Genomic DNA, 26,556 nt, shown 5'->3' on the forward strand with positions numbered 1-26,556 from the left:
AATAGTCTTCATGCCTCATTCGCTTAAAACCTTTCAGTCATAGGTATTCGATAAGAGGTGTGAATTAATCGTTTAAGTGGTGATATAGTTAAGGTTATCTTTACTGTAAATAGCGGGTAGCAAACAACTAGGTAAGCTTAAAGCGTGTTTTATGCGTAAGTAGTTACCGTTAGTGTTGTTGCTATAAACGCAGGGAATAGTACAAATAAAAATGACCAAAACAAAATTGACACTTAAAGATGTAGCGCTGCAGTTAGGTGTGTCCACCGCCACTATTTCAAATGCATTTAATAGGCCCGATCAACTTTCTAAAGCACGTCGAGAGCATATCCTTGCCGAGTGCGATCGCATTGGTTACACCGGGCCTAACAAAGCCGCACAAATCTTAAGAAAAGGGCGTTCTAATATTGTCGCCCTAGTACTGGCTGATAGTATTCCTTATACCGTCAGTGACCCTGTGGCCAGCACCTTCATCAAAGGGGTTTCAAGTATATTGCAGCAGCAAGGTAAGCACCTGCTTCTTTATGCGGGAGACTCAGAAAGTATCCTTGATGTGGTGGATTTCGTTGATGGGTTCATTTGTTACGGTGCACCACGAAATTATAAGTTAGCGGAAGAGCTGGCCAGACAAAGTAAACCTGCTATTACAGTAGATTTCGATATTGAAGGGCTTCCTTCCGTTAATATCGATAATTATAACGCCGCGTATCAAATCGCTAAAAAAGCCATTTCCCCAGGTGATCATGTCGCCATTTTAGGGCTGCGATTAATTGAATCTCCAAGTACCTGCCGCATTTATGACAGCCCGCTTATAGAAGTTCAAACCTCGATTTCTCATCGCCGATTAGACGGTTATATGAAAGCAATTGATGAAAGCGAAGCAACAATTTCAAATGATTGGGTTTGGCACATTCCAGAAAGTGAACGGAGCTTCGCAAAGCAAGCGGCTAAAGAGGTGTTAAACAGTAACCCTAGGCCAAATACCGTCTTATGTATGAGTGACATTATTGCCCTAGAACTACTGCAATCAGCGCTTTCAATGGGCATCAAAGTACCTGAAGAGCTAAAAATTACAGGCTTTGACGGTATTGAAGAAGCAGACAGAACGCGTCCTAATTTAACTACTGTTTGCCAATCAAGTGCACTTAAAGGCGAAATGGCCGCACAAGCCTTACTCAGCGAATCACTGAAAAGCACCGTGCTACCGTTTGACTTAAAAATGGGTGAAACCGTTAGCGCTTAGTTGTGAGGACTTAGTTGTGAAGGCTTAGTTGTGAGGACTTAGTTGTGAGTGCTAGATTTAATATCTAACTGTCGTAAAACATAGATGTTATTTGCGCCACACGCTTTAAGTTATCGATATCATTTTGAGACCATTGGATTGCACTGTGAGTCTTTTCGCAGCATATAACACCAATAGGGTTGAAGTGGTGGTGGAAGGTAAAATCCAGTAGTGAGTAAATGTCGTTTGGCTTAAAGTAATTTTCGTTGAAACACTTGGTGGCAGGGTGGTTGCGGGCATCTGAAGCTACTAACACACTTTGTTTTAGTATGTCGTCAAAATAATTGGGAATATCTTCTTCAGACAGCGATAAACCATGGGTTGGCAAATTTTGGCCATCCTGATTTAGCGTAAGGCACCGAATTCGGGTTTTGTTTTCTTCAAATCGCCATAAGCTTATTCGGTTCGCAGCTGGAATACTTAGTCGAAGGCACGACACTATCGCAGATAGTTTATCTTGCTCATCCAATCCGCGTTTTGATAATGAAATGACGAGTGTTGTATAGCGGTCTATATCCAAAGCGACACTCTTTGAGGTAATTCAAACGTAATAGTTGAAGTATATACTTACTTTCAAAGAGTGAAGTTTAAGAAACATTAAATTTTGTTTTTATCCCAGACCAACTCTTTAAAATGCTTTCTGCACATTGACTCGTAGCGATCGTTGCCACCAATTTGTACTTGATCTCCATCGGTAACCGCATTGCCGTCTTCATCTAGCCTTACCACGAAGTTCGCTTTGCGCCCACAGTGGCAAACCGTTTTAAGTTCGAACAATTTATCGGCCCAAGCCAGAAGGTAGTGGCTTCCTTCGAAAGTGCCACCCAAAAAGTCAGTACGTAATCCGTAAGCCAGAACGGGGATATCTAATTCGTCTACCACTTCTATTAACTGACGAACTTGAACTTGTGTTAAAAACTGTGCTTCATCAATGAAAATACAATCTAAGCGCTTTTCTTCATTGTCTTGTTTTATGGCTTCATATAGATCGTCATCATTGCCATAAAGTTTTGCGTCGGCTTGTAACCCAATTCTAGAGGTTACTTTTCCTACGCCGTAGCGGTCATCAAAGGCAGCGGTATAAATTAGAGAGTGCATGCCTCTCTCGCGATAGTTATAAGCTGATTGTAAAAGAGAGGTCGATTTCCCTGCGTTCATTGCAGAATAATAAAAATAAAGTTGAGCCATGAATATTATTTGTTTTCGTTATACCAGGTTTTAAGGTCGCTCAATGGCATTGGTTTAGCGTAAATAAAGCCTTGGATATAATCCACACCTAGGTTTTTGATGTGGTTCATTTGGTCTAAGGTTTCAATGCCCTCAGCAATGGTCTTGCAACCAAATTCGTTTGCGATAAGCATGGTTGCGCGCATAATAGTATCACTACCTTCATTGGTATTCTGTACAAATGAGCGATCAATTTTTATAAAATCACAAGGCATTGACTGCAATCTGCTCAATGAAGAGTATCCTGTACCAAAGTCATCGATTGATATTTTTACACCACGTTGTTTAACATTGTGTATTTGGTTTGCTACCGCATTAATATTATCAGCGAACACGCTTTCTGTTATTTCTAAATAAAGGCGGGAAGGGCTAATGCTGGTCGACGCTAGTACCTTGTCCAGCGTATTAATGAAAGTTTCATCGAGCAGCTGACTAATAGAAACATTTACAGATAACGCAATGTTGTCTTTGAATGGCCACTCAGTCGCATCTATACACGCGCGATTTAATACCCAAGAGCCTATTTCTGGCATTAAGCCCGTTCGCTCAGCAAGGGGAATAAAGCGCGCTGGGGAGATTACTTTACCATCACAATTCCAACGTAGTAGCGCTTCAACCGATGTTAACTTTTGTGTGTTGGCGCAAATAATGGGCTGATAGTGTACAGAAAACGCGTTTTTTTCTATAGCATGTCGTAATTGTTCACAAAGGCGCTGTTCACTTTTTATCTTTTCATGCAGGTCTTCACTAAAAACACCAATAGTGCCTCGTTGTTTGCGTTTTTGATCGTACATGGTCAAGTCAGCTTGTTGAATAAGCGTCATGGTGTCGTTGCCATGCTCCGGAAACATCGCAATACCAATGGTGGCATCCAGTGTTATTTGGTTTTCTAAAGCTATGATGGGCTCTGTGACCCCGCTGCGCATAGCATGAGCAACGGCCACTGCGGTATGAACGGTGGCGTAGGGCGTTACTGCAACAAATTCATCGCCACCCCATCGAGCGAGATGATCTTTTTCGCAATATTTGGCAAGTCGGTCAGCAATTTCTGCAAGTACAATATCGCCGACCTTATGCCCCAAACTATCGTTTACCTGCTTAAAACCATCCAAATCAATAAACAAAACGGCAAGGTTATTATCAAGCGCTTTGGTACTTTCAATGAGAGTATTTAACTGTTTAAACAACCCGTTTCTGTTCAGTAAATTAGTCAGCGGATCTCTATTAGATAACCGAAAAATATCAGCGGTACGTTTTTCAACTTCATCTTCTAAATTAGCATTAGCATCATCTAACTGTTCATTAGATTTACGCAGCATGGCGTTAATTTTAGCGGTCTCTTTCCTATCAGATTGCATCTGCTCTACAAGGCGGTTGTTCTTATACCTAAGGGATACAGTGTCAAAAAAGAATCGATGGTAACGTAAGGAACTAACAAGGCAACCTATACAAAAAATAATGCCTAATATACCCAAAACAACAAAATTTCTATCATCATCAAGCAAAGCTCTAATTGATATGGGCACAAGTAGTGAGGTGGTATAGACAAAAACGAAAATTTTACTTGGCGCTAATACTGATGCAGCGCCACCGGCCATGGCTCCAAGGACAACCATGGTTGTCGCCAACTCGACCGAGTTCATTGTGGAGTAGAGCAGAATTGAATAGAGCGCCCATACCGCAGATGCTAAACACACGCCAATCGCGAACCTAAACTTTACAGGTCGCACATCATATTCGGTGCCCTTTAATCTAGTTAGCCAGTAAAGGCCGTCTGTAAAACGAAAAAGAATAACAGTGCTCATTGCGATAAAAAGCAATACTTTTAAGCTTTGGTCTTTTTCGGTATCAAACCCGAAACCGAACGTTAAGCCTAGGAAGGCAACGAAGGTCATAGCTAATCCAGTAAACATATTACTGTTAAGCATATCTACCATGTCGCGCTGCATTTGCGGCGTTATAGGAATAGGAGAGGTTGTCCCTCTTTGTTCATCAGAGCTTTTCACTATAAATCTAAGTTCCAACTCAATAAGCTTTTACGCTTAATATGGTGTGAAGTCTTTATTGGTGTTGTTAGTAATAACAGCGAATCAGCTTTTATCGCTTTAAATTTACACACCTGCTTTGGTTAAATTACACTCATATTACAAAAATTGCTATGCGACGTAAGATGCAAGGGTATCCGATAGTAAGGGCGAATCATCAGACCCATAAGCTAAGCAATGATAAAAGTTAAAGCAGTGCTAAGAAGTTTTATTATTTGCATAATTTTCAATAATGGAAAATTGATACTTAAAGCGTAGATGTTAAAGGAGAAATTTTCATCCTTTATACAAGGTGAAAGGGATGTATATGTAAAGCGAGCATAGGGCGTCGTAAAGCGCTGACTAATGTTCTTTAATAAATACAAAAAAGCTCCGGCCAAAGGCCAGAGCTTTCTATAGATAACGTGCTAAATAAGAAATATTAAGCTGCGTTTTTTCCGCCATCAATTGCGCGTAGCGTTTCAGTTGCAGGCAATAATTCCATGTCGAACGTGTACTCATCAACACGAACAGCCAATTGGCGTTTCTCATTGTAATCATGCAACTGTGCAGCTTCTTCGGCATTAATAACGCCTTTCTCTTGAAGCTTGTTCAACGCATGCTCAAACGAAATAAACGGCACTACTGGCTCTTTGCGAAGTGCTTTTTGCACTTTACCTAATAGGTGTGCAACTGCATGTTTCGCTTTAAACGCTTGTTCGTTAATGTCGTTGCCATCACCTGGGCTAACGCGAACTAAGTGAGTAAGCTGTGCTTTTACGCTATTGTCTTGCATAGACGCCATAGACAATTCACGAACTAGGTCATCGCTGATACCCGCAACACTGTTAGAATAGGTGTTGGTAAGTAAACGCATTAGACCGCGAGTAGGCGTGTTCGGGAAATTGTTGATGAAGTTAACAATTGCCTGATCAGCTTGCTGTAATGACCACTGCATAGCGTATTCGAAATACGGTAGTGCAAGTTGACGATCTTCAATGCGCTGCTCGTAAAAACGAATAGCAGCCATTGCACCGTAAAGGTAGCTCATCACGTCACCCAGACGGGCCGAAAGTAACTCTGCCTTCTTAAGGTCGCCGCCAAGTACTGCTAGTGATAAGTCAGCAAGTGGTGCTAATTTAGCTGAAATGCTATTTACACGCTTTTCGTACTTACGTACTTCAGGCAATGCAGACTCTGAACCGCGTAGGAAAGGTAAGTAACCTTTACCAAAACTACGGAATGCATTCTTAACACTGAAGCCAACAGTTTTACGTAATACCTTGTTGAATTCTTTATCCGCAGAACTTTCGTTGCTGTGAATAAGGTCAACCATATCTTTCAAGTAAGGGTGACAACGCATTGCACCTTGACCGAAAATCATTAGGTTACGAGTAAGGATGTTTGCGCCTTCAACCGTAATAGCAATAGGAAGTGCTGCATATCCACCCGCAAGGGTATTTTGCGGGCCACGCTGAATTGCTTTACCTGCTTGAATATCCATAGCCGAGTTCATAACATCACGGCCAAGTTCGGTCATGTGATATTTAGCAATTGCAGTAACAACCGATGGTTTAACACCTAAGCCTAGGCCTTCAGTTGTTAAAACACGCATGGCTTCAAGTAAGAAAGTCTTACCAGCAATGTCTGCCATCTTCTCTTGAATACCTTCGAAGCGGCCAATCGGCACACCGAATTGTTCACGGACAAATGAATACTCAACCGTACCTTTAAATGCAGATTGTGCTGTCGCAACGCCCATCGCTGGAAGTGAAATACCACGACCTGCACCAAGACACGCTACTAGCATCTGCCAACCGCGGCCGATATTTTTCTGACCACCAATGATAAATTCCATAGGAATAAATACATCTTGACCGCGAGTTGTTCCGTTATAGAAGCGTACGCCCATAGGGTCGTGGCGATTACCAAGTTCTACACCAGGGTGAGACTTAGGTAATAAGGCACAGGTAATACCTAGCTCTAATTTGTCACCAAGCAATTGCTCTGGATCGAATACTTTAAATGCCAAGCCAAGTACGGTAGCAATTGGTGCTAGCGTGATATAACGCTTGTCCCAGCTGATACGAAGACCAAGTACTTCTTCGCCGTTGTACTCGCCTTTAGTGACGATAGCAGCATCAGGAATAGCACCGGCATCTGAACCCGCTTCAGGGCTGGTTAGGGCAAAACATGGAATATCACGACCATCTGAAAGGCGTGGTAACCAGTAATCTTGTTGCGCTGTAGTACCATAATGCATCAGTAACTCACCTGGGCCTAACGAGTTAGGTACCATAACGGTTACAGCGATTGCACCAGATTTAGCAGCAATAGTGGCAACGATAGTTGAGTTAGCGTAAGGGCTAAACTCAAGACCACCAAATTTCTTAGGGATGATCATTGAGAAGAAACGGTTTTTACCTAAGAAGTCTAAAACGTCTTGAGGAATGTGATCGCCGTTGTTTAACTCGAAATCATCAATCATACCCAGTAATTCAGTCACTGGGCCGTCCATAAATGCCTGCTCTTCCGCGCTCAATTTTGCTTGAGGAATATCACGAAGTGCCTGCATATCAGGTTTACCCTGATAAATAGAAGATTCAATCCAAACGTCACCTGCGTCTAACGCTTCCTGCTCTGTTACAGAAATTGGTGGTAACACTTTTTTTAAGCTAGTTCTAATACTCATATTTGACTCATCCGCTCATCTGACCAGTTGTATAGTGTTAATACTACATCAGTTTCAGAAAAGATCAAAAAAATTGCTCATAAATAGTTTCAAGAATGTAAAATTTAATAAAATGAAGTGATTACGATAGCGCTGGAAATGATAAAGGCGAGCTTATGTAAAAAATGTGAGGCGGCTTCCGAAAATATTCTGGTAACTGAGTTATGTTTATTAACCATTTACAGGTAAACTTTCGATAACAGAGCGAGTTACAGGAAGTAGTAATGCAAGATACATCATCGAACTCATCAAGGTGGTTTGCTTCACCAAAGTTAACTATCTGTGTGGTTATTGTTGCGATGTTAGTGGCAGTAGTCGGCGCAAAAAATTTATACTTTCGAGGCGACTACAAAGTATTCTTTGAGCCTGATAATCCGCAGCGTCTTGCCTTTGAAGAAATGCAGAACATATTTAATAAGAGCGAAAATGTCGCTTTTATGGTGGTGCCAGACGACGATAATGTGTTCAAACCGTCTACCTTATCTTTAGTTGTTGAGCTTACAGAAGCTGCATGGCAACTCCCTCTTTCTACCCGCGTGGAATCCATATCTAACTTCCAATACACCTACGCCGAAGATGACGATCTTATTGTAGAGGACTTAATTACTACGGGTTCGCTCTCGAATTCTGAAATATCTGATATTAAGGATGTACTAGATAGTACCCCTGAACTAACTGGAAGGTTAGTATCATACCCTGGAGATGTGTTGGTAGTGAACACTACCATTCAATTGCCCGACGGCGACCAAACGAAAGAGGTGATCGAAATCGCTACTGCTGCCACGGCGCTAAAACAGCAGTTAGAGGAAAAATACCCCGGTCACACTATCTATCTTACCGGAATGGTTGTAATGAACGATGCCTTCGCGGTGGCTGCGCAGCAAGATGCCAGTACGCTCATTCCACTTATGTTTTTCCTTATCATTGTGATGATAGGCGTGATTGTCCGTTCGGTGTTTGCAGCTCTCGCTACATTATTAGTGGTTATTGTATCTATCGCCACTTCCATTGGGGTATCTGGCTGGCTGGGCATGTTTCTAAGTACCGCTACGGTAAATGCACCGACTATGATAACGACACTGGCAGTGGCTGACTGTATCCACATCATCGTGGGGGTACAGTACTTTCTTGGTCGTGGCCTCACCAACGCTAATGCGATAAGTGAAAGCTTAAGAATTAATACCAAGCCTATTATTATTACCAGTGTTACCACAGCTATTGGCTTTTTAATGCTGAACTTTTCTGCCGTCCCCGTCTTGTCTGATTTAGGTAACATGACCGCATTTGGGGTAATGCTCGCCTGTGTATTATCACTTTGGTTTCTGCCAGCTTTATTACTATTAAAGCCATTGAAAGTGAAGGCGACAAAAAGTAACAAAGTCTTCGAGCGACTGGGAAATAAAGTCACGTCGAATTACCGCGCTTTGTTACCTATCTGTGCATTAGTGATCGTGGGGATCAGTGTCTTTGCTACCAATAACGAATTAAATGATGTTGCGGTGAAGTACTTCGACGATAGAAGTACGTTTGGCCAAGCGGTAGAGATAAATGAAGAGAAGCTTGGTGGTATGTCTAACATCGACTTCGTTATCTATTCAGATACCCCTTATGGTGCCACGGAGCCTGAATTTTTGGCACGAGTAGAATTACTGACTAAATGGCTTCGCGATAAAGAAGAAGTTCATCATGTGCTGTCCTTTGCCGATACACTAAAACGCTTAAATAAAAATATGCATGGTGATGACGATGCCTATTACCGGTTACCAGAAGATGGAGAGCTGGCTTCGCAGTATGTATTGTTGTACGAAATGTCGCTGCCATTTGGTCTAGACTTAAGCAATCAGTTAGATATTGATAAATCAGCAATGAGAATTATCGCCGTTATTGATAATTTAGGCAGTAAAGATTTAACCGCATTAGAGTCTGATGCTAAAGCATATTTTAAAAGCCTTGGCAGCGACAACCGTCTGGAAGCCGCCAGTCCGCCTTTAATGTTCGCGCATATTGGCGATCGAAATATGGAAAGTATGGTAAAGGGCTCTATTTATGCATTAGTCCTTATTTCTGTTTTGATTTTTTTCGCGTTACGTTCGTGGCGACTCGGGTTGGTAAGCTTGTTTACTAATTTGCTACCCGCCGCTATTGGCTTTGGCGTTTGGGGGTTAATCTCAGGCCAAATTAATATGGCGCTGTCGGTGGTCATCAGTATGACCATGGGCATTATCGTTGACGATACAGTGCACTTCTTGTCGAAGTATCAGTCGGCGAGGCTGACACGTAAATCGGTCAAAGAAAGTGTGCTTTATGCATTTAATACGGTTGGAATGGCACTGACCACTACCACAATAGTGCTGACAGTTGGTTTTGGTGTACTAGCGTCTTCAAGCTTCATGCTTAACGCGCACATGGGCATTTTAACCATTATTATTATCGTCGCGGCTTTGGCCGTTGACCTTATTTTCCTACCCGCGTTATTAATGTGGTTGGACAAAGATGAAACCCCGTTACCGGAGAAGAATAGTGAGATACATTAGCCTTGTTTTACTGGCGTCGTTCATATCTATCAGTGCATTGAATAGCGTTGCCGCCGAGAGTGAGCCTAGCGCTAAAGGACTAGAAATAGCGCAGGAGCGAAAAGCGAGAGATCGCGGGTGGAATAACTCAGAGGCCGAAATTTTAATGGTCCTGCGTAATGCGCAAGGCCAAGAGGCAACACGCAAACTCAACGTGAAATCGATGGAGTTGACCGATGACGGTGATAAAGCACTAACGGTTTTCCAATCCCCTCGGGATGTAAAAGGAACCGCATTCTTGAGTTTCTCCCATGTTTTTGATGCTGATGAGCAGTGGATATTTCTTCCTGCTTTAAAACGGGTAAAGCGTATAGCGTCAAAAAATAAAAGTGGGCCTTTTGTCGGCAGTGAATTTGCTTTTGAAGACATGACATCGTTCGAAGTAGAAAAATTTTCTTACACCTATGTCGGTGACGAGAAGATCAATGGTGAAGCGTGTTTTGTATTAGAGCAAACTCCTCAATATGACTATTCGGGTTACACGTTACAAAAAGTATGGATTGATAAGTCTCACTATCGTGTACACAAAGTTGAATTTTACGATAAGAAAGGGGCGCTACTTAAGGTACTTGAGCTAAAAGATTACGAGCTTTATAAAGAGAAGTACTGGCGACCGATACGTAGTGAAATGACGAACGTACAAACACGTAAGTCTACATCGCTAATTACAGAAAGCTTAATATTTGATACCGACTTGTCAGAATCAGATTTTGATAAGAACAGTTTAAAAAGAGCCCGGTAATTCGTGATTAAATCTATTGCTTTATTTGTATCAAGTATTACGGCTTCATTTTCTTTATTGGCCAATACGGAAGTGACAGGCTCCGCGGGTGGAGAGTTGCGCTACTTTATGCAAGACGCATTGTACGAGCCGCAAGAACGAACTTACGGTTCTGTCTTTTTCAGCCCCGAAACCTATACCGAGTGGAATGATGGAGAAGACAGTTTACTGTTTAAGCCCTTTTTCAGGGCTGACCAACACGACGAGGAAAGAACTCATTTCGACGTTCGGGAACTGCAGTGGATGCATGTGGCAGACACATGGGAAACCAAAGTAGGAATTGGGAAAGTATTCTGGGGGCAAACCGAGTCTATTCACCTTGTCGACATCGTTAATCAAACCGATGCAATTGAAGCGGTAGATGGTGAAGATAAGCTTGGGCAGCCAATGGTTAACGCTTCCTACTTTAGTGGTTTCGGCACGTTTTCAGTATTCGTGCTGCCCTATTTTAGAGAGCGTACCTTCGAAAGTACTGATGGCCGTCTTCGACCACCTGTTGCTGTAGGAGAAGCCTTGTACGAGTCAGATGGTGAGCAAAGCCATGTTGATTATGCGCTGAGATGGCAAGCAAGTATCAGTGATTGGGAAGTGGGGCTATCTTACTTTTCAGGTACAAGCCGAGAGCCAGAACTTGTTACCATCGTGAATGATGAAGGTCAGCCAGAAATTCTTCCCTATTACGCACAAATCAATCAAGTAGGCGTTGATTTACTGAATGTTTATGGGGCATGGTTACTTAAATTTGAGTCGATATATCGAGAAGGGCAGTCGGAAGATTTTGCTGCGGTAGTCACAGGTTTCGAGTACACCACACAAGGTATCTTCGACACGCAATATGGCCTTGGCGTATTAAGTGAATATCAGTTTGATGAGCGCAAAGATAACTTTTTTGCTTTAGGTCAAAACGACCTTATGGTGGGCTTGCGGTTTATATTCAACGACATTGACGGAACAGAAGTGTTAATGGGGTACGTTCAAGATTTAGATGAATCGAGTACCTCTAGTGCATTTATTGAAGCGTCCAGTCGTATTTCACCCCATTGGCGATGGAAACTGGATGGCTATTTCTTTTCAAGTGATGATACTGACGATACTTTTTATTTCCTAAGAAGAGATGATCATCTTCAATTTACCCTTGAGTACTTTTTTTAGTACAAGGCGTTATTTCTGATTTAAATTTAGCATTTACACTCGTAACCCTAGCTATTTAATAATAGGGTTATTCTTTTGTGGTTCTAACTTGAGGTTTTAATGAAGCAGTTTGTTGTTGGTTTTATAGCGCTTTTTTTTATATTTAACGCACACAGTGCTTCTACCAACTACGGTATTGCTTCAGTGGGGTATAGTGATTTTGAGTTCACAAATGTCGAGAATAGCGGGCTAACTTATAGTGTTGCTTTCGGGCGCCAAATTCATAGGCAGTGGTATGCAGAAGTGGGGTACCTTAATTTAACTAACGATAGTGACAATGACACCAAGCTTTCGGGTGACGCGCTTTACCTTGCAGTGCTCGGAAAAGCAAACAGTCAGTATGGGGAACTGTATTATAAATTAGGGGTTGCTAACGTTGATATTGCAAGTACCCGCTACTGTGGCAATTCAGAGTTTTCTGGTGATGCATGCTCATTTGATGAGGGTGTGGTTGCAGGTATTGCTGGCCTTGGATTTGATTATTATGTTGGTCTAAAATCTATGGTGCGACTTGAATACATTTATCTAGGTGGCGAAGACAACCTTTCAACGCATTTAGTGTCTTTGGGCTTTCGCTACAATTTTTAATCGCCAAAAGGGTAGGGCGACTAAATACATACAAAAATAGCGGTGTAATCCAAACGCTATTATTCAGCGTAAAAAGAGTGGCTAGTCAAAAACTAAGGAGCCATTTATGAAAAACGAATTAGACAGTAAATTTCTATTACAGGTGTTTGAAAAAATCCGAACCAACGGCGATAAGAAAGAAGATCAATACCACCTAAATGGCATTGTTGCGTACACCGACCTAGATGGCTACACGTTATTTATCGAAGATAAAAACTGCAAATTGCAATTTGGCTTCCATAATCAATATCACTTTGATTATGAAACTAACGACCACTTTCATACTTTTGAGAAAAAGCTGAAACAGATTGATAAAGAGTACGGCGCTGACTAAATAGGCTGATTGGGGAGAGCAACCCTCTTTAAAAATCTCACTTTATCGAAATTAGCAAATCAATGGATGGGACATTAAAAACAAAATCCTACGGCAGTAGTGTCGAATTATTCCACCAACGCACTTTCGACTTTAATTTGGTCTGCTACAATAGCGCTCCTCTTAATTTGTTAGGAATAGAGTGCGTTGGCTGCGGCAATTAAGGCTCCTAAATTCAAACTGTCTTTTCTTACTCCGAAATTTTGGCCTGTATGGCTAGGAGTATTTCTTCTTTATATCATCACTTGGCTCCCTCTTCCTGTCATACGGTTTATTGGCGGTGGTGCAGGTAAACTGATTGCGAAAATTGTTCCTAAGCGCGTTCGCGTGGCAAAGCGAAACCTTGAACTTTGGAACCCGTCGTTGTCAGAGTCAGAAGTGCAAGCGCTATTAAAAGAGAACGTGCGAAGAACCGGAATGGCCTTGTTTGAAACCGCTATGGGGTGGTGGTGGCCTGATTGGCGAGTAAAAAAAGCCATAGAAATTGAAGGTGCTGAGCATGTTGAGGCTGCCATAGCTAGCGGCAAAGGTGTGTTTGGCATGGCACTGCACAACATGAACCTTGAATTTGCATGTAGGGGAATTGGGTACTTCCACCCTAGTATCGCCTTCTATAGGAAGCATAATAATCCGCTAGTCGACTATTTACAGTACCATGGTCGTAATCGCTCAAATAAGTACATGATTGATAAGCGTAATGCAAAGGCCTTGTTAATGGCATTGGAAGACAAAGAACTGTGCCTATACCTTCCCGACCAAGACTATGGACCAAAGCAAAGCGCATTCGTCCCTTTTGGGGGAGTTGCTGAAACCGCGACCACCACAGCCACATTGATGTTTATTCGTCGCTCTACCAGTGTGCCTATGATGATTACGTCTCAGTACACTGCAAAAGGTTACAAAATCAAAATATACCCTCCATTGACCCATTTAGGGAAAATGGACGATATTGCTGCATTAACGGAATTGAACACGCATATCGACAAGGCAATTAAAGAGCAGCCTGAAAGTTACTTATGGATGCACAAGCGTTTCAAAACCAGACCCAGTAAAGACACACCGTCATTGTACTAACGGAGCAGTTACCTATTATACCGTTAGGTGTACAATGACTGATGTAGGGCGTTTTTTGTGCACAAGGTAAAAGCGAGGTAAGCTGTACTTTGGGTTTAAGTTATTGGAAGCATTAATAAAGTCATGGCTAAAAAGGTTTATTCAAATACATTATTTTGGGCGCGTCACGTAGCGCTGGCATTCGTATTGATAGTGATTGCGGGTGTGATGATATATTTGCAACAAAATAACAGTGATGACGTTCCTGCCGGTAAACCCGCTGAAGAAAAATCGGTGGCTAAGGGATTGAGCGAGTTTTACCGCGAATTTAGAATGTCTTCCACCGATCCCGTTAAGGAAGAGCAGGGTAATTTTGTTATAGAAACTGGCGGCGTTGACCCCCAACTCGATAGCAAACTTGAAAGCATGTCTAGCCTGAATACGACGGTAGACACTAGCTGGACCGGCGAGCAAAAATTCCGCACCTTCAAAGAAGGGAGCACATTGCGAGAGGCTATCTCTACTTTTGCGCAAGCGGAAGGCATGCAGCTGATATGGAATTTAGAGCAAGATTTCATAATCAAACATCAGTTTCAGTTGGATAACACGGTAGCTGGGTCGTTGGCAAAAATTGCTAGCGCTATCGACAGTAGTTTCGAAGGGGAGGTAAATGCCTATCTTTGCCCTGAGCAACGTTCATTGGTAGTGACCGCTGAAGAGACAGAGTTTTTATCTACCCGATGTACCCTAGTTCGCTGATTATTAGTTAAATCAAAGGAGAGCTACTGCTCACCTTTATTATCATTACTGCTATCAATGCTATCAATGCTAGCATTACTATTGGTTCAGCTGTCGGCAGCACTGCCAAATAACGCCTGCCAATATTCACTTACTGTTTCTCTCATTTGGCTCAAATGTTCGGTTTGTTCTGCATACTTAGTGTCTGCAAGGGTCAGGTGATGATATTGTTCTCTTAGCGCAAGGTAAGCTTGTTGTAGCGCGTGAGATTGTTTTTCATCAATAATGCCTGCGTTACGGGTCGCATCTAGTAAACGCAAATTATCTGAAAATTCAGTCAAGCTCTCAATCTTATTCGCATGTGCTAATACCCAGTATTGAGTCATAAATTCAATATCTGCTATGCCCCCCACGCACTGTTTTAAATCGACTTTTTGATTGCTGGTAGAGAGTAAATGTTTGCGCATTTTTGCGCGCATTTCACTCACTTCAGTAGATAGCGTAGCCTGGTCTCTTTGAATAGACAGAATGTTGTGACGCACAGTATTAAACGCACTAAGCAGCGATATATCACCGCAAATACCGCGGGCTCTCACTAGCGCTTGATGTTCCCATGTCCACGCCTCTTCTTGTTGGTAGCGCTCAAATCCATCAATGTGACAACAAAGTAGGCCCGCGTTACCAGATGGCCGCAAGCGTAAGTCTGTTTCATATAACTGACCAAACAAGGTTTTAGTATTCAGTAAGTGCATAATTCGCTGAGCAAGTTTGATGTAAAACTGCTGGGCTTCAATAGACTTAGCCCCATTGGTAGAGGACTGACGAGGCGCATTGTGCAAAAACACAAGGTCAAGATCAGAGCCATAACCAAGCTCGTAGCCACCCAGTTTGCCATAGCCAATAACTGCAAAGCCCAGCTCGCCATCGTTCAAATGACTCGGCACGCCAAAGCGCGCTGAAATTTGGTGCCACGCCGCTTCAATAACTTGCTCAAGCAAGACTTCCGCTAATACGGTAAGTTTATCGCTTACATTCGCAATGGGTAGCGAGCCACTGATATCACTGGCTGCAATGCGCAGCTGCTGACAAAGCTTAAACTGTCGCCATGTGTCCATAGCAAGCTCAACATCGTCGTGTTCAACCCGTAGCATGGTTTGCCGTAACTCTTGCGCGTATTCGTATTTGCTGGTGGTAATATCTGAATTTTGCTGTTGCAAATAGAGTGGGGTGAGCAGTTCATCTAACAGCAGCGGGAAGCGTTTGATTTCATTTGCTATCCACTCACTCCTGTCACACAGTTTTACCAACTGTTGCAGAACATTGGGGTTTTCCAGTAATAAATCTAAATAGGTTGTCCTGCCGGTGATCGCATCTATCACGCCGAAGATTCGTTTTAGTACATTGTTTGCTTTACTGGGATCGAATTTAATCAGCACATACAATATTTCCGGGATGAGTTTATTTAGCGTGTCTTCGCCTTTTTGACCCATTCGATATCCGCGCTGATTCGTTTTAAATTCTTGTAACTGGGTACAAATACCTTGCGCTTCGTCTACGCTAATAAAAGGGGTTAGCGTGATGCTAAATTCTTCTTTATCGAGGGAAAGTTGCCAAGCATCGCGGCAGGCATCAAATAAGGTATCTTCGCTAGTATGAGTATCTTGTGCTTCTTCAACTAATTCATTGAAGTGCCCATGTATTCTAGACATAGTGTTTTGCAGTTTTGCCATAAATTCATCATATGAACTGAAACCAAGCACGGCAATTAATGCGTTTTTCTCCCACTCACTACCAGGCAATGTTTGAGTTTGTCGGTCTTGGCATTGCTGAAGCGTGTGCTCAATTTTACGAAGAAATAAATAGTCTGTCCGTAGTTGTTCAGTCACATCAGACTCTACAACTTCAAATTCGGCAAGCTTATCAAGGGTAGTAAGTAGCGACTTACTTTGTAACTCAGGCTCTCTGCCACCATGAATAAGCTGAAAGCTTTGTGCGAAAAATTCAACCTCGCGAATACCGCCCGCACCAAGCTTAATGTTATTGCTCAAACGCCTACGTCTAATTTCCGTAGCAATAAGGTGCTTCATGCTTCTAAGCGCATCAATAGTGGTGAAGTCTAGGTAGCGCCTGAAGGTAAAGGGCTTAAGTATGCCGTTTAGCGAAGCTACATCAGTAGAATCATCATTATTGATCACCCGCGCTTTCACCATTGCAAAACGTTCCCAATGACGACCTTGCTCTTGATAATAATCTTCCATGGCGTCAAAGTGCATCACCAAAGGCCCCGACTCACCGAATGGCCGCAGTCTCATGTCTACACGATAGACTTGACCATCCGGAGTAACCTTGTTGAGCGCTTGTATCAATTTTTGCGCTAAGCGGGTAAAAAATTGCTGATTTTCAATAGGTTTCTTTTCACCATTTGTCATGCCTTTTTCGGGGTAGGCAAAAATCAAATCGATATCTGATGAAAAGTTAAGTTCGCGGCCGCCTAATTTCCCCATGCCCAAAATGTACATGTGAATAGAGCCATTTTCACCACAAGGCACACCATGTTTGTCACTTAGCATAGTGTAAAGCCATTGGTAAGCGGATGTAATTAATACATCAGCTAACGCCGAAACCTGCGTTAACGATTGTGTAATAGTCTGTTTGTTAAGTCCGTCACGCGCGGTGATAGCAGCCATATGAAAATGGCGGGATTGGCGAAGTGCGCTAAGCAGCTCGTCTTCGGATTTAACATTTTCCAGCTTTTGCGTAACAGCATGATTGTAAAAGCTTTGTGGCTCGTCAGGAATCGATTCAACCAGCATAGCGCCAACCCACTCAGGGTGCTGAAGGCAAGTCTCTGCAAAAAATAGCGATCGGCCGAATAGGGTAGTGAGATCATTTTGATAATGGGCTAAGTCACTATTAACGTGCTCATTATCTGAAAGCTTTTCCCAGGTTTCGTTAGCTTGTTGTGCATTGCTCATGGTAATTGTGTTGTCTGTTGGCATAATACTGGCTTCGACAATAATAAATATTTCAAAACATTGAGATAAAAAGAGTCTGTCACAGTTTTTGGGGCGTAACCACCCTAAGGTTGTGTTTAGGTAAAAGGAGTAATATTACGTGGATGCTTTAATTAAACTCGTGCCGCTAGGTTCTGACTTATGGATTTACCTTGCCATCGATGTAAGTATCGCCCTAGCACTGTTGGTGGTTATGAAGTGGGTGACTGGGCTTGTGAGAAAGAACTCAGTGACCGAAGAGCTTGGTATTAAAGACAATTTTGCTTTTGGTATTAGTATAGCCGGTGGCATGTTGTCGCTTTGTATCGTACTTAGTTCGGTAGTAGGTCGTCATATCGGCCAGGGTTACAGTGAAGCCGCTACAGGTATGGTGACATTCGGTATTGTTGGTATTCTGCTAGTGAAGTTTGGTCGTTTTGCTCATGACAAGTTAGTACTCAACCGCGTAGATACCCACGCTATGATTTCAGAGCGCAGTGTAAGTGTTGCACTGGTAGATGCTGCAAGCTTAGTGGCCAGTGCCATCGTGCTTAAGAATATTATGGTATGGGTAGATGGTAGTGACATGAATGCCATTATTGCCATCGTGACAGGATTCTCTGTCGTACTTACCATGTTACTGGTGATGACCCGTATTTTAGAAGTACGCTATGCAAAAGATAACCAAAACGACTCCTTTCAAGGCGCGCTTCGAAAAGGTCAGTTGGCGTTAGCCATAGAACACTCGGGCAATTTACTAGGCACTGCTATGATTGTTTCAGCAGCGAAAAACTTACTAATTTATAACCCTTCAGGTTATGTAAGTAACGTAACTGGCTGGTTAGTGGTAAGTGTAGCGTTAGCTATCGCATTGCATATATTAGTGCTTATTAATAAAAAAGTGATCATGTTTGGTATGAACTTTAGACAAGAAGTCGACCAGCAACATAATGTTGGCGTAGCTTCACTTGGCTTTACATTAAGCATTGGTACTGCCATGGTGATAAATGGTGTACTGGGCGGTTAAAGCAATTTTCAAGCTGTCAGCGTAACGTTGACAGCTATGACCAAACTAAATACTACTGATAATTAGAAGGGCAAATGTACTGGCTGTTGTCGCATAGGGCGATACATAGGCTTTTAGGCAAAACCTTCTGTTTGACGATAGCCCGTTTTTTCTCTTTAGAAAGTTGCTTTACCTTGTATTCAACTTTCGAGGCTGTCGACCTATCTCCAATTAAGAAAATGGCCCTAAATTGAAGCGGGCCTTTTCCCTTTAAAGCCCGCGCGCCACCAACAATTTCACCTCGATGCTGGGATATTCTTCGTTCCGGCGAAGTCGTAATGCCCGTATACAATTGCCCCAGTTTATTTTCTATAAGATAAAGATACCAAGTTGAAGGCTGCTGGTGGGTATTCACGTTGTTGGCTGTTATACTCATTGGCAATTTGAAATACATCGATAAAGTTGTCTCATCAATGATTTTACCAGATTTTAGTAAAGCGAAAGTGCTTATTGTAGGTGACCTAATGTTAGACCGCTATTGGAGCGGTGGCACAGGTCGTATTTCCCCTGAAGCGCCTGTTCCTGTAGTGAATGTGCAGTCTTCTGAAGACCGCCCAGGCGGCGCGGCAAACGTGGCTGTTAACGTGGCTACCCTTGGGGCAAAAGTCACCTTACTCGGTATGTGCGGTAACGATGAAAATGCCAAACTACTACGTGAGCGCTTAGAGTCATATTATATCGACTGCCAGTTTTTTGCGGTTGAAGGCCAAGATACAATAACTAAGCTTCGAGTGATGAGCCGTAATCAGCAATTGCTTCGGTTAGATTTTGAAAAGAGCTTTGCTGATTCAGATAAATCTGAACTAGAAAGCGCGTTCGATGGCGCCCTTGATGATGTTGATATTGTTATATTATCTGACTACGCCAAAGGGTGCTTAAGCAACCCCCAAGCGCTAATCCAAGCAGCTAAAGCAAAAGGTAAGCGCGTTATTGTCGACCCTAAAGGCAGTGACTTTAAAAAGTACGCTAACGCTACGCTTATCACACCGAACATGGAAGAACTAAACCATGTGGTAGGTGAGTCTACTTCTGAGAAATCATTAGTATCAAATGCACAGCAGGTTAAAACTGAGCTTAATTTGGATGCGCTACTGCTAACCCGCTCTGAACAAGGGATGACCTTGTTCGAAGGAAACAATGCAGAGTTTCATTTACCTGCAAAGGCCAAAGAAGTTTATGACGTAACGGGTGCCGGCGATACTGTGGTATCAACGCTAGCCGTGGCGCTCGCAAGCAAACTACCTCTGCAAGCGGCTTGTGTATTGGCCAACTTAGCGGCCAGTGTGGTGGTTGGGAAATTAGGTACGTCTACCGTTACCAATACCGAGTTAGCGCTAGCCTTAGGTGAACAATCTGTGCATCTCGATGGCGGTGTGATGACCGAAGGTCAGCTTGAGATGGCGATGGCTGCGGCGAAAGCTAGGGGCGAACGTATTGTAATGACGAACGGTTGTTTCGATATTCTCCATTCTGGTCATGTGGCTTATTTAGAAGAAGCCGCGCAGTTAGGTGACCGGCTTATTGTGGCAGTAAACACCGATGCTTCTGTGACGAAACTTAAAGGCCCTGGAAGGCCTGTAAACAACACTAATCGCCGTATGGCAGTACTAGCTGGCTTAAGTGCAGTTGATTGGGTTGTGCCCTTCACTGAAGATACGCCACAGCGATTAATTGCCTCGTTATTGCCAGATATATTGGTGAAAGGTGGTGATTATCAAATCGATGAAATCGCTGGCGGTAAAGAAGTGATTGCCAATGGCGGCGAGGTCCAAGTGTTAACGTTTGAAGATGGCGTTTCTACCACCGGGATCATTGAGCGTATAACACGAAACAAGTTAACCTAGCATTTTCGTCGCTACCTCAATCTTTATTTCAGTAAATATAAAATGTAGTCGTTTGCTAGCCCCTGAGTTAATCGGTGAGCTAGCAATGTGAGCAGTTTTTCAAACGGATATCAGCATGTACGAAAGTTACTACGGACTTAACGCTAAACCTTTTCAGTTAACACCAGACCCAGGCTTCTTTTTTGCCAGTAAGTGGCATAAGCGCGCCATGTCATACCTTCAGTACGGGTTGTCGCAGGCAGAAGGGTTTATTGTTATCACAGGTGATATTGGTACGGGGAAAACCACCGTCGCGAATAGTTTGCTGGCTGAAATTCAAGACGATATTTTTGCAGCCCAAATAGTCACCCCTAAACTGTCTCCTGATGAGCTGGTTAAAATGGTGGCGTCAAAGTTTGATATCAACACTGACGGAAGAAGCAAAGCTGAAATTTTAAAGATGCTTGAGGTGTTCTTATACGACCTAAGCACCCAAGGGCGCCGCGCATTACTGCTTGTTGATGAAGCGCAGAACTTACCCTTAGAGTCTATTGAAGAGCTTCGTATGCTGTCTAACTTTCAGCTTAATGGTAAGCCATTGATACAAAGTTTTTTATTAGGGCAAGAAGAGCTGCAACCTATTTTACGAGCACCCAATATGGAGCAGTTCAGGCAGCGTATAGTGGCTTCATGCCATTTAGCGCCGCTCACGTTAGATGAGTGCAAAGAGTATATTGAATATCGCTTACATCATGCTGGCTGGAACGGCGAAGATTTATTTTCAGAAGGGGCCTATGAGCGTATTTATCAGTTTACCCGCGGTGTGCCCCGCAAAATAAACACGCTGATGGATCGTATCATGCTGTTTGGCTTTTTAGAGGAGCTTAAAAGCTTTGATGAAGAGGCGGTAAGTGAGGTAATAGATGAAGTTAAAGCTGAAATGTTTGAGCCTGAGAGTGGGTTGGGCCATTCAACGTCCCAAACTCATGACTTTGCAGAGCACCCTGAAAACAAAACGATTATGACTCCCGGTGGGAATATCATACGAGATAGTAAGTACTATCTTGATATGTTGGCGGAGTTAGTAGATGCGTTAGACGATGCAATATCGCATAAGGTTAAAATGACGCAGTATGTAGATAAACTAATGAAGAAGAAGTTTAAAACGTACGTAAGACTGAAGAGTACTGATAAAAGTGAGTAGAGGTGCTAGAAAAATGCGTTTCCACTCATTGTCGATAAGGATTAGTCGAAGGTATAAGTTAAAGATGCTGTAATTCTTCTATCTTTATAGTTATTTCCGAACTGGGCAATGCCAGAGTTCAAATCACCTGATTGGTCCAGAACCGTCACTTGCAAGCTTGTAACTAGGTGCCGCCCCAACTCTCTTTGTATGCTAACACTACTGTTCCAATTGTCTGTTTCTCCTCTGGCGCTTATATCTCCCGAACGTTGTTCGATATTGGCAAAGGTTATATTTGTGCTTAATGTTGTGTAGCTGCCAAGGCTATAAGCTAGGCTAGTACCAAATGAATATGTTCTTCTTAATCTGTCTTGGTCAAGGTAATCATCTTCAGCATACCGCCAAGACAATCCTAACGTTAGCCTAGAAAAGCTATAACCAGCCTGAGCATTTGCCCCTTTGCGAAGAATTATGCTGTCGTCGAATTCCAAATTTTGGGAAGTGATTTCTACAAGCTGTTCAGACGCAGTTGGACTATAGCTCAAGCTGTTAGGCTGAAAGCATTCTGAAATAGACGCTGATGATATAGGACAGACAAAAACGCCTAGACTTTCCGGATCTGAAAGCAAACGTGACGTATTCGTCACTTCTTCTGAATAAGCAAATGATGATCTAAAGTGTTTAGAGTTATAATCGATATTGGCAGAAGCTGAGTCACCGTAAAATCGTCTTCCGAACGTCGCGCCTATCGAAGTTCTGGAGCTGAGTGCCCAAGAAAATTCTGCACCAACAAAGTCCTCATCGTCTTCTTCTATGCTCGAGTTACTCCGATTAAACGTGACGGCAATGTATCGAGTTTCACTTTGTCGATAGACTAGGCCTGCACCATAGCTTGTATACTCACGGACTGTGCTAGACGTATCATCTCTATTAGAAATTTGGTTTGCTTCATGTTGGGCAGCAAATCTTAATCCAAAATCGTTGTACAGAAGTGCATCTAAAAAGGCGTCACCCTCGCGAGTTATAAAACTACCAGAGCTATTCTGCGCACGGTCGGTATTTTGGTAGGCACCTTCTACATTCCACACTACGCTTTTGACTTTATCGCCATTTGATGCGCTTCCTGAGAGGCTTATCGTATCATTATCCAAAGCCTGGCCATCGACCAATGATGAGCGCTCTGAAGCCACGTCGGAGTAGCTGGCCACACCGTTTAATGCAACCCAATCGCCTTGTTGAATATTTAATTGTGCTAAAACTCTATTCGAGCGTGTTTTGCTAAGAGAATCAGAATTACTTAGAAAATCAGATACTAGATAGTTTGCAGAGCTGGTATTCCTATAAGCAAGAGCACCTGACGCCGAGATGACAAGTAAACGTTCTAGCGGTGCCCATTGTCCCCCATAGGAATACTCCGTATAGCTTTGCTCTCCATCCGATATGTCATTACTACGCTGTAAGTACGTCAATTTACTAGACCAAGCTCCTGAAAGAGTAGGTGACTGATAAGTAGCGTTTAATGTTGGGACTATTTTAAGTGTATCAATTGAAAAATTACCCAGAGACTCAGAGCTAACGTTTTGATGAATATAATCCGCATTTGTAGAGCCGCTCAATTCAACATTAGCGTAAAGTGAGCAGCTAAAAAGTGCCGAAAAGATAGCGGCTATTGGTTTAAGGTTCCTTGTAAGAGATATAGCCAAATGTGCTCTAATCTTCCCGCTCAGAATAATAGTATCCATAATATCCGCTTCCATCGGTGTCATAATGCACTGATTTGTTAACTACAAATCCAATTGCCATATCAGGGTTCAATCGTTCTACAGACATTTTAACGTCACTAAGTTTCGCTTTACCTTCCTCTACTACAACCACTGCTTGACCTGCGAAATTAGCTAAAATAGCGCTTTCATTAATACCGATAAGAGGAGGCGTGTCGAAAATAACGATTCGATCAGGGTATCGGTTAGCAAATTCATCAACTGTTTCATGCATTTTATGACTAGCAAGCATCTCCGTAGAAAGGTGATGCGAGCGACCAGCAGGAATAATTTTCAATTTGTCGATATTGGTAGAGTAAAGTACCTCAGAAATATCGTCGACCTCACCGACAAGATACTCCATTAACCCTTTGCGCCTTTCCAAACCTAATGTGTTTAGCACATTAGGTTTAAGAACGTCTGCGTCAACTAACAGGACGGTTTTATCTTGTTCTGCTGCAATACTCAATGCGAGGTTTGTCGCAGTGAATGTTTTACCTTCAGAAGGGCGACTGCTTGTAACCATTATTATATTAGGGTTATGAAGGGTTTTAGCGAGTGGGCCAAAAGCGTTAGCGAGTAACTTTCGCTTAATTTCTCGGTACTCTTCGTTAATTTGCCTACGCTCACCAGAAAGAGAGATGTGACCATTACCGCTTAGCCTCTGGAGATTAATTTTAAAACTACTTTTGGGGGATGTAGTCTCTGGCTTAGCAGCGTCAGTGGCTTCACGTTGAGGTTCGGGAACGTTATTACTTGCGCTTTCCTCATTCGAGTTATTTGCTAAAGCGTTTTTCTGTTTTTGTTTTAACAATGCTTTTTCAATTGTATTAGACATTAGAAAAACCTCTCGATTAAATTAATATTCATCATCTCTGCGGCCACTAATATACCATATTGCAGCAGAATCATCCCGCAGGACAAGGCGAAGATTAATAATCTAAATTTGTTTTTTTTCTGAATGTTCACAATATTCAAATGGCTGACCGTTCCCCAAATTGGATAATCAGATAGGCTGTTTAATTGTTTAGGTCTAATTAATATAGGGGAAAGTTGACTCACTAGAAACGCTACGCCTACACCAGAGCCAAAACCAGCAAGTAATACTGCGGTGTATAGGATGAGTCTATTTGGGCCTGACGGCGAACTGGCGGCAAGAGGCGGCTCTATAATACGAAACTGGAGTTCTTCAGCAGAAACCTCTGCCCGTCTTGAAAGCCCAGCGGCTTCTCGGCGTGACAATAATTCTTCGTATTTCTTCTTCGTTATTCCATAGTCTCTATTTAGCGCTGAAGACTCGGCTTCAATCTGTGGGATTAAGTCGACTTTAGATTCAAGCTCAGCAATTTTATTTTGTAAATCTGTCTCTTTTACCTCTAATGAAGCAACCTCGCTTTGAAGTTTACTCATTTCAAGCCGGATTTCCTGAGTTAGATCATTAAGGGGTAATTGGTCTTCTTCGTCAACACTTGAAAGGAATGCATCAATTTCTCGTTGGCGGGATTTTTCCAGACTAGATAAAAGCAAGTTAGCTTCAACCACATCGGGATGTTTTTCAGTAAATCTTAATTGAAGGCGGTCTAATTCTTCCTCCAGTTTTCGGATACGGTCATCATACCGTGTTTTTAAGCCTGAATTTTCTTGGTTAGATACAGCAAAGCTATCCGTTGCAGATGTTTTCTTGATTTGTGATCTAAGAGAATCTACCTGTTGCTTAGTCTGTTTTATATTCAAGCGAGTAAGCTCAAGTTCTGCATTGAGGCTTTGAAGACTGCTATAATATGTACCAGAAAGGGGAAGTATATTGTTGTACTGCCGTTTGAATTGGGCGAGTCGCTGTTCAGCTTCACTTAGTCGGCTTTCATATTCAGCTATTTGTTCTTCTAAGAAACGCCCCGCAGTATCAGTGTCTCGGCGGTTGTTTCCTAACGAGCCTTCTACAAAAAGGTCTAACGTTTCTTGCACAACCCGCTGAGCTGTAATCGCGTTAGCATTAGCAAATGAGATGTTATAGATATTGTCCCTGCCAGCTGAACGCAAAACAATTGATGAAGATAGTTGGGTTACTAAGTCTTCAAACTCTCGTTCTGAATTAGTGGTGATATCTAAATCACTCTCTCTGGCAATCGTTTCAACATTGGTTCTGCTTAAAAGCGTCCTAGCCATCATTTTGACTTCTTGATCGGGGTTGGACTGAATAGCAAGACCTTTCAAAAGTGGCTGGAGCACCGAACGGGTATCAACGTAAACCTTTGCTGTAGAGGTGTATTGATCGGGCAAGTTGGCAACCATGAAGAAGCCAATCGGGCAAATCATCCATGACATAATAATGACATGACGTTTCTTAATCCAAATCCCTTTTAGTAAATCTAAAAATTGGAGTAAGGTTTGTTGTAAATCCTGCATTTAAATGTTCCGTTTACTACTTAGAACTAAAACCAAGCTTCTGGAATAATAATTATATCGCCAGGGAGAATGTCTACATTTTGTTGAATGTCGCCGCTTCGAATTAAGTCGTCAATACTTAAGGAAAATGTGGATTGCTGACCATTGATCACGCGTACTAATTTTGCGTTATTACCGTCGGCAAACTCAGTTAATCCGCCAACAGCTATCATTAAATCGAGTAATGTCATGTGTTCAGTATAACTGACCGCGCTTGGGTTAGTGGCTTCCCCAATAACTCTTACTTGCTCACTTAACGGGCCAGAAAAGTTATTAACACTCACGGTAACGCGAGGGTTATTAATATAAATTGATAACTGTTCTTCAATTTCGCGAGCCAGCATAGAGGGCGTGCGTCCTGCCACATCGATATCTTCGACCAATGACGTGGTTACTTTCCCATCAGGTCTAACAATAAACTGACCGGATACTTCAGGGTTTCGCCAAACGAAAATGGTTAGCGAGTCGCCAGGGCCGATTAGGTATTGATATTCATTTACATCGGTTGTTAATGATGCTCTGGTGGTAGCTTGGGGGAGAGTTGAAGTATTCGAGCACCCAACAAGTATTGAAACTAGTAAAAATGCAAAGCTTAAATGCATGTTTTTTAAACGAAACATAAGAGATCATCCTACACTCATTATGGTTAAATTGTAGCTTTCGGTGTTTACCCTACGGCAAATCTC

21 protein-coding genes are annotated in these 26,556 nt (G+C 42.5%); 11 read left to right on the forward strand and 10 right to left on the reverse strand.

Features of this window, described 5'->3' with window-relative positions; all coding sequences use genetic code 11:
• Window positions 1-211: 211 nt before the first annotated feature.
• On the forward strand, window positions 212-1,243 hold the full coding sequence (locus C7Y69_RS02155) for a LacI family DNA-binding transcriptional regulator (protein ID WP_126871638.1): 1,032 nt from the start codon (window positions 212-214) through the stop codon (window positions 1,241-1,243).
• A gap of 64 nt (window positions 1,244-1,307) precedes the next feature.
• Here C7Y69_RS02155 and C7Y69_RS02160 read toward each other — a convergent pair whose 3' ends face one another.
• The 4 genes from C7Y69_RS02160 to C7Y69_RS02175 form a co-directional block, all read right to left on the reverse strand.
• Window positions 1,308-1,802, reverse strand: a complete 495-nt coding sequence (locus C7Y69_RS02160; protein WP_126871639.1) for a hypothetical protein — start codon at window positions 1,800-1,802, stop codon at window positions 1,308-1,310.
• 77 nt (window positions 1,803-1,879) lie between these two features.
• The gene (locus tag C7Y69_RS02165) at window positions 1,880-2,470 is read right to left on the reverse strand and encodes a thymidine kinase (protein WP_126871640.1); all 591 of its coding nucleotides are present in this window, start codon (window positions 2,468-2,470) and stop codon (window positions 1,880-1,882) included.
• 5 nt (window positions 2,471-2,475) lie between these two features.
• Complete coding sequence (locus C7Y69_RS02170) at window positions 2,476-4,515, reverse strand: putative bifunctional diguanylate cyclase/phosphodiesterase (RefSeq protein WP_260563407.1); 2,040 nt, start codon at window positions 4,513-4,515, stop codon at window positions 2,476-2,478.
• A 460-nt stretch (window positions 4,516-4,975) separates the two neighbouring features.
• Window positions 4,976-7,225: an acyl-CoA dehydrogenase gene (locus C7Y69_RS02175; protein ID WP_126871641.1), complete on the reverse strand. Its 2,250-nt coding sequence runs from the start codon at window positions 7,223-7,225 to the stop codon at window positions 4,976-4,978.
• 263 nt (window positions 7,226-7,488) lie between these two features.
• Here C7Y69_RS02175 and C7Y69_RS02180 point away from each other — a divergent pair, with 263 nt between their 5' ends.
• The 7 genes from C7Y69_RS02180 (at window position 7,489) to C7Y69_RS02210 (ending at window position 14,621) form a co-directional block, all read left to right on the forward strand.
• Entirely contained in the window at window positions 7,489-9,798 is a 2,310-nt protein-coding gene (locus tag C7Y69_RS02180) for an efflux RND transporter permease subunit (RefSeq protein WP_126871642.1), read from the forward strand.
• Window positions 9,785-10,579 (forward strand): outer membrane lipoprotein-sorting protein, encoded by a 795-nt coding sequence (locus tag C7Y69_RS02185; RefSeq protein ID WP_221885319.1) that lies wholly within the window; start codon window positions 9,785-9,787, stop codon window positions 10,577-10,579. Before C7Y69_RS02180 ends, C7Y69_RS02185 begins: the two co-directional genes overlap by 14 nt.
• A 3-nt stretch (window positions 10,580-10,582) precedes the next feature.
• Window positions 10,583-11,770, forward strand: a complete 1,188-nt coding sequence (locus tag C7Y69_RS02190) for a hypothetical protein (protein WP_126871644.1) — start codon at window positions 10,583-10,585, stop codon at window positions 11,768-11,770.
• 99 nt (window positions 11,771-11,869) lie between these two features.
• A complete protein-coding gene (locus C7Y69_RS02195) occupies window positions 11,870-12,397 on the forward strand; it encodes a hypothetical protein (protein ID WP_126871645.1) in 528 nt (175 codons plus the stop codon).
• A gap of 106 nt (window positions 12,398-12,503) precedes the next feature.
• Window positions 12,504-12,770, forward strand: a complete 267-nt coding sequence (locus C7Y69_RS02200; RefSeq protein WP_126871646.1) for a DUF3081 family protein — start codon at window positions 12,504-12,506, stop codon at window positions 12,768-12,770.
• Window positions 12,771-12,956: 186 nt separating this feature from the next.
• Complete coding sequence (gene lpxL, locus C7Y69_RS02205; RefSeq protein WP_126871647.1) at window positions 12,957-13,883, forward strand: LpxL/LpxP family Kdo(2)-lipid IV(A) lauroyl/palmitoleoyl acyltransferase; 927 nt, start codon at window positions 12,957-12,959, stop codon at window positions 13,881-13,883.
• Window positions 13,884-14,006: 123 nt separating this feature from the next.
• Complete coding sequence (locus C7Y69_RS02210; RefSeq protein ID WP_126871648.1) at window positions 14,007-14,621, forward strand: TcpQ domain-containing protein; 615 nt, start codon at window positions 14,007-14,009, stop codon at window positions 14,619-14,621.
• An 86-nt stretch (window positions 14,622-14,707) separates the two neighbouring features.
• On the opposite strand, the gene glnE is transcribed toward C7Y69_RS02210, so the two are convergent.
• On the reverse strand, window positions 14,708-17,599 hold the full coding sequence (glnE, locus tag C7Y69_RS02215) for a bifunctional [glutamate--ammonia ligase]-adenylyl-L-tyrosine phosphorylase/[glutamate--ammonia-ligase] adenylyltransferase (protein WP_126871649.1): 2,892 nt from the start codon (window positions 17,597-17,599) through the stop codon (window positions 14,708-14,710).
• 115 nt (window positions 17,600-17,714) lie between these two features.
• Between glnE and C7Y69_RS02220 the strand changes: the two genes are divergently transcribed.
• Window positions 17,715-18,620 (forward strand): DUF350 domain-containing protein, encoded by a 906-nt coding sequence (locus tag C7Y69_RS02220; protein ID WP_126871650.1) that lies wholly within the window; start codon window positions 17,715-17,717, stop codon window positions 18,618-18,620.
• A 52-nt stretch (window positions 18,621-18,672) separates the two neighbouring features.
• Here the strand turns inward: C7Y69_RS02220 and C7Y69_RS02225 are convergent, their stop codons facing one another.
• Entirely contained in the window at window positions 18,673-19,053 is a 381-nt protein-coding gene (locus C7Y69_RS02225) for a GIY-YIG nuclease family protein (protein WP_126871651.1), read from the reverse strand.
• A gap of 19 nt (window positions 19,054-19,072) precedes the next feature.
• Here C7Y69_RS02225 and hldE point away from each other — a divergent pair, with 19 nt between their 5' ends.
• Together hldE and C7Y69_RS02235 are read left to right on the forward strand one after the other, a co-directional pair.
• Window positions 19,073-20,503, forward strand: a complete 1,431-nt coding sequence (hldE, locus tag C7Y69_RS02230) for a bifunctional D-glycero-beta-D-manno-heptose-7-phosphate kinase/D-glycero-beta-D-manno-heptose 1-phosphate adenylyltransferase HldE (RefSeq protein ID WP_126871652.1) — start codon at window positions 19,073-19,075, stop codon at window positions 20,501-20,503.
• A 115-nt stretch (window positions 20,504-20,618) separates the two neighbouring features.
• Window positions 20,619-21,686, forward strand: coding sequence for an XrtA/PEP-CTERM system-associated ATPase (locus C7Y69_RS02235; RefSeq protein WP_126871653.1), 1,068 nt, complete (start codon window positions 20,619-20,621; stop codon window positions 21,684-21,686).
• 41 nt (window positions 21,687-21,727) lie between these two features.
• On the opposite strand, the gene C7Y69_RS02240 is transcribed toward C7Y69_RS02235, so the two are convergent.
• The 4 genes from C7Y69_RS02240 to C7Y69_RS02255 form a co-directional block, all read right to left on the reverse strand.
• Entirely contained in the window at window positions 21,728-23,134 is a 1,407-nt protein-coding gene (locus tag C7Y69_RS02240) for a TIGR03016 family PEP-CTERM system-associated outer membrane protein (RefSeq protein ID WP_232370653.1), read from the reverse strand.
• Window positions 23,135-23,375: 241 nt separating this feature from the next.
• Window positions 23,376-24,263: an XrtA-associated tyrosine autokinase gene (locus tag C7Y69_RS02245; RefSeq protein ID WP_126871655.1), complete on the reverse strand. Its 888-nt coding sequence runs from the start codon at window positions 24,261-24,263 to the stop codon at window positions 23,376-23,378.
• Window positions 24,263-25,831 carry an XrtA system polysaccharide chain length determinant gene (locus tag C7Y69_RS02250; protein ID WP_126871656.1) on the reverse strand — a complete coding sequence of 523 codons (1,569 nt, stop codon included), beginning with the start codon at window positions 25,829-25,831 and terminating at the stop codon, window positions 24,263-24,265. The genes C7Y69_RS02245 and C7Y69_RS02250 overlap by 1 nt, the downstream gene beginning before the upstream one ends.
• 26 nt (window positions 25,832-25,857) lie before the next feature.
• Window positions 25,858-26,490 carry an XrtA/PEP-CTERM system exopolysaccharide export protein gene (locus C7Y69_RS02255; RefSeq protein ID WP_185864123.1) on the reverse strand — a complete coding sequence of 211 codons (633 nt, stop codon included), beginning with the start codon at window positions 26,488-26,490 and terminating at the stop codon, window positions 25,858-25,860.
• Between the last annotated feature and the right edge of the window lie 66 nt (window positions 26,491-26,556).

It is taken from the genome of Alteromonas sp. KS69, from assembly GCF_003989595.1.
GTDB lineage: Bacteria > Pseudomonadota > Gammaproteobacteria > Enterobacterales > Alteromonadaceae > Alteromonas > Alteromonas naphthalenivorans.

Excerpts from the sequence above, each read along its gene's own strand:
- C7Y69_RS02155 (WP_126871638.1), top strand. The coding sequence starts at position 212 with ATGACCAAAACAAAATTGACACTTAAAGATGTAGCGCTGCAGTTAGGT.
- C7Y69_RS02165 (WP_126871640.1), bottom strand. The coding sequence starts at position 2,470 with ATGGCTCAACTTTATTTTTATTATTCTGCAATGAACGCAGGGAAATCG.
- C7Y69_RS02175 (WP_126871641.1), bottom strand. The coding sequence starts at position 7,225 with ATGAGTATTAGAACTAGCTTAAAAAAAGTGTTACCACCAATTTCTGTA.
- C7Y69_RS02180 (WP_126871642.1), top strand. The coding sequence starts at position 7,489 with ATGCAAGATACATCATCGAACTCATCAAGGTGGTTTGCTTCACCAAAG.
- C7Y69_RS02195 (WP_126871645.1), top strand. The coding sequence starts at position 11,870 with ATGAAGCAGTTTGTTGTTGGTTTTATAGCGCTTTTTTTTATATTTAAC.
- C7Y69_RS02200 (WP_126871646.1), top strand. The coding sequence starts at position 12,504 with ATGAAAAACGAATTAGACAGTAAATTTCTATTACAGGTGTTTGAAAAA.
- C7Y69_RS02210 (WP_126871648.1), top strand. The coding sequence starts at position 14,007 with ATGGCTAAAAAGGTTTATTCAAATACATTATTTTGGGCGCGTCACGTA.
- glnE (WP_126871649.1), bottom strand. The coding sequence starts at position 17,599 with ATGCCAACAGACAACACAATTACCATGAGCAATGCACAACAAGCTAAC.
- C7Y69_RS02225 (WP_126871651.1), bottom strand. The coding sequence starts at position 19,053 with ATGTATTTCAAATTGCCAATGAGTATAACAGCCAACAACGTGAATACC.
- hldE (WP_126871652.1), top strand. The coding sequence starts at position 19,073 with ATGATTTTACCAGATTTTAGTAAAGCGAAAGTGCTTATTGTAGGTGAC.
- C7Y69_RS02235 (WP_126871653.1), top strand. The coding sequence starts at position 20,619 with ATGTACGAAAGTTACTACGGACTTAACGCTAAACCTTTTCAGTTAACA.
- C7Y69_RS02245 (WP_126871655.1), bottom strand. The coding sequence starts at position 24,263 with ATGTCTAATACAATTGAAAAAGCATTGTTAAAACAAAAACAGAAAAAC.
- C7Y69_RS02250 (WP_126871656.1), bottom strand. The coding sequence starts at position 25,831 with ATGCAGGATTTACAACAAACCTTACTCCAATTTTTAGATTTACTAAAA.
- C7Y69_RS02255 (WP_185864123.1), bottom strand. The coding sequence starts at position 26,490 with ATGTTTCGTTTAAAAAACATGCATTTAAGCTTTGCATTTTTACTAGTT.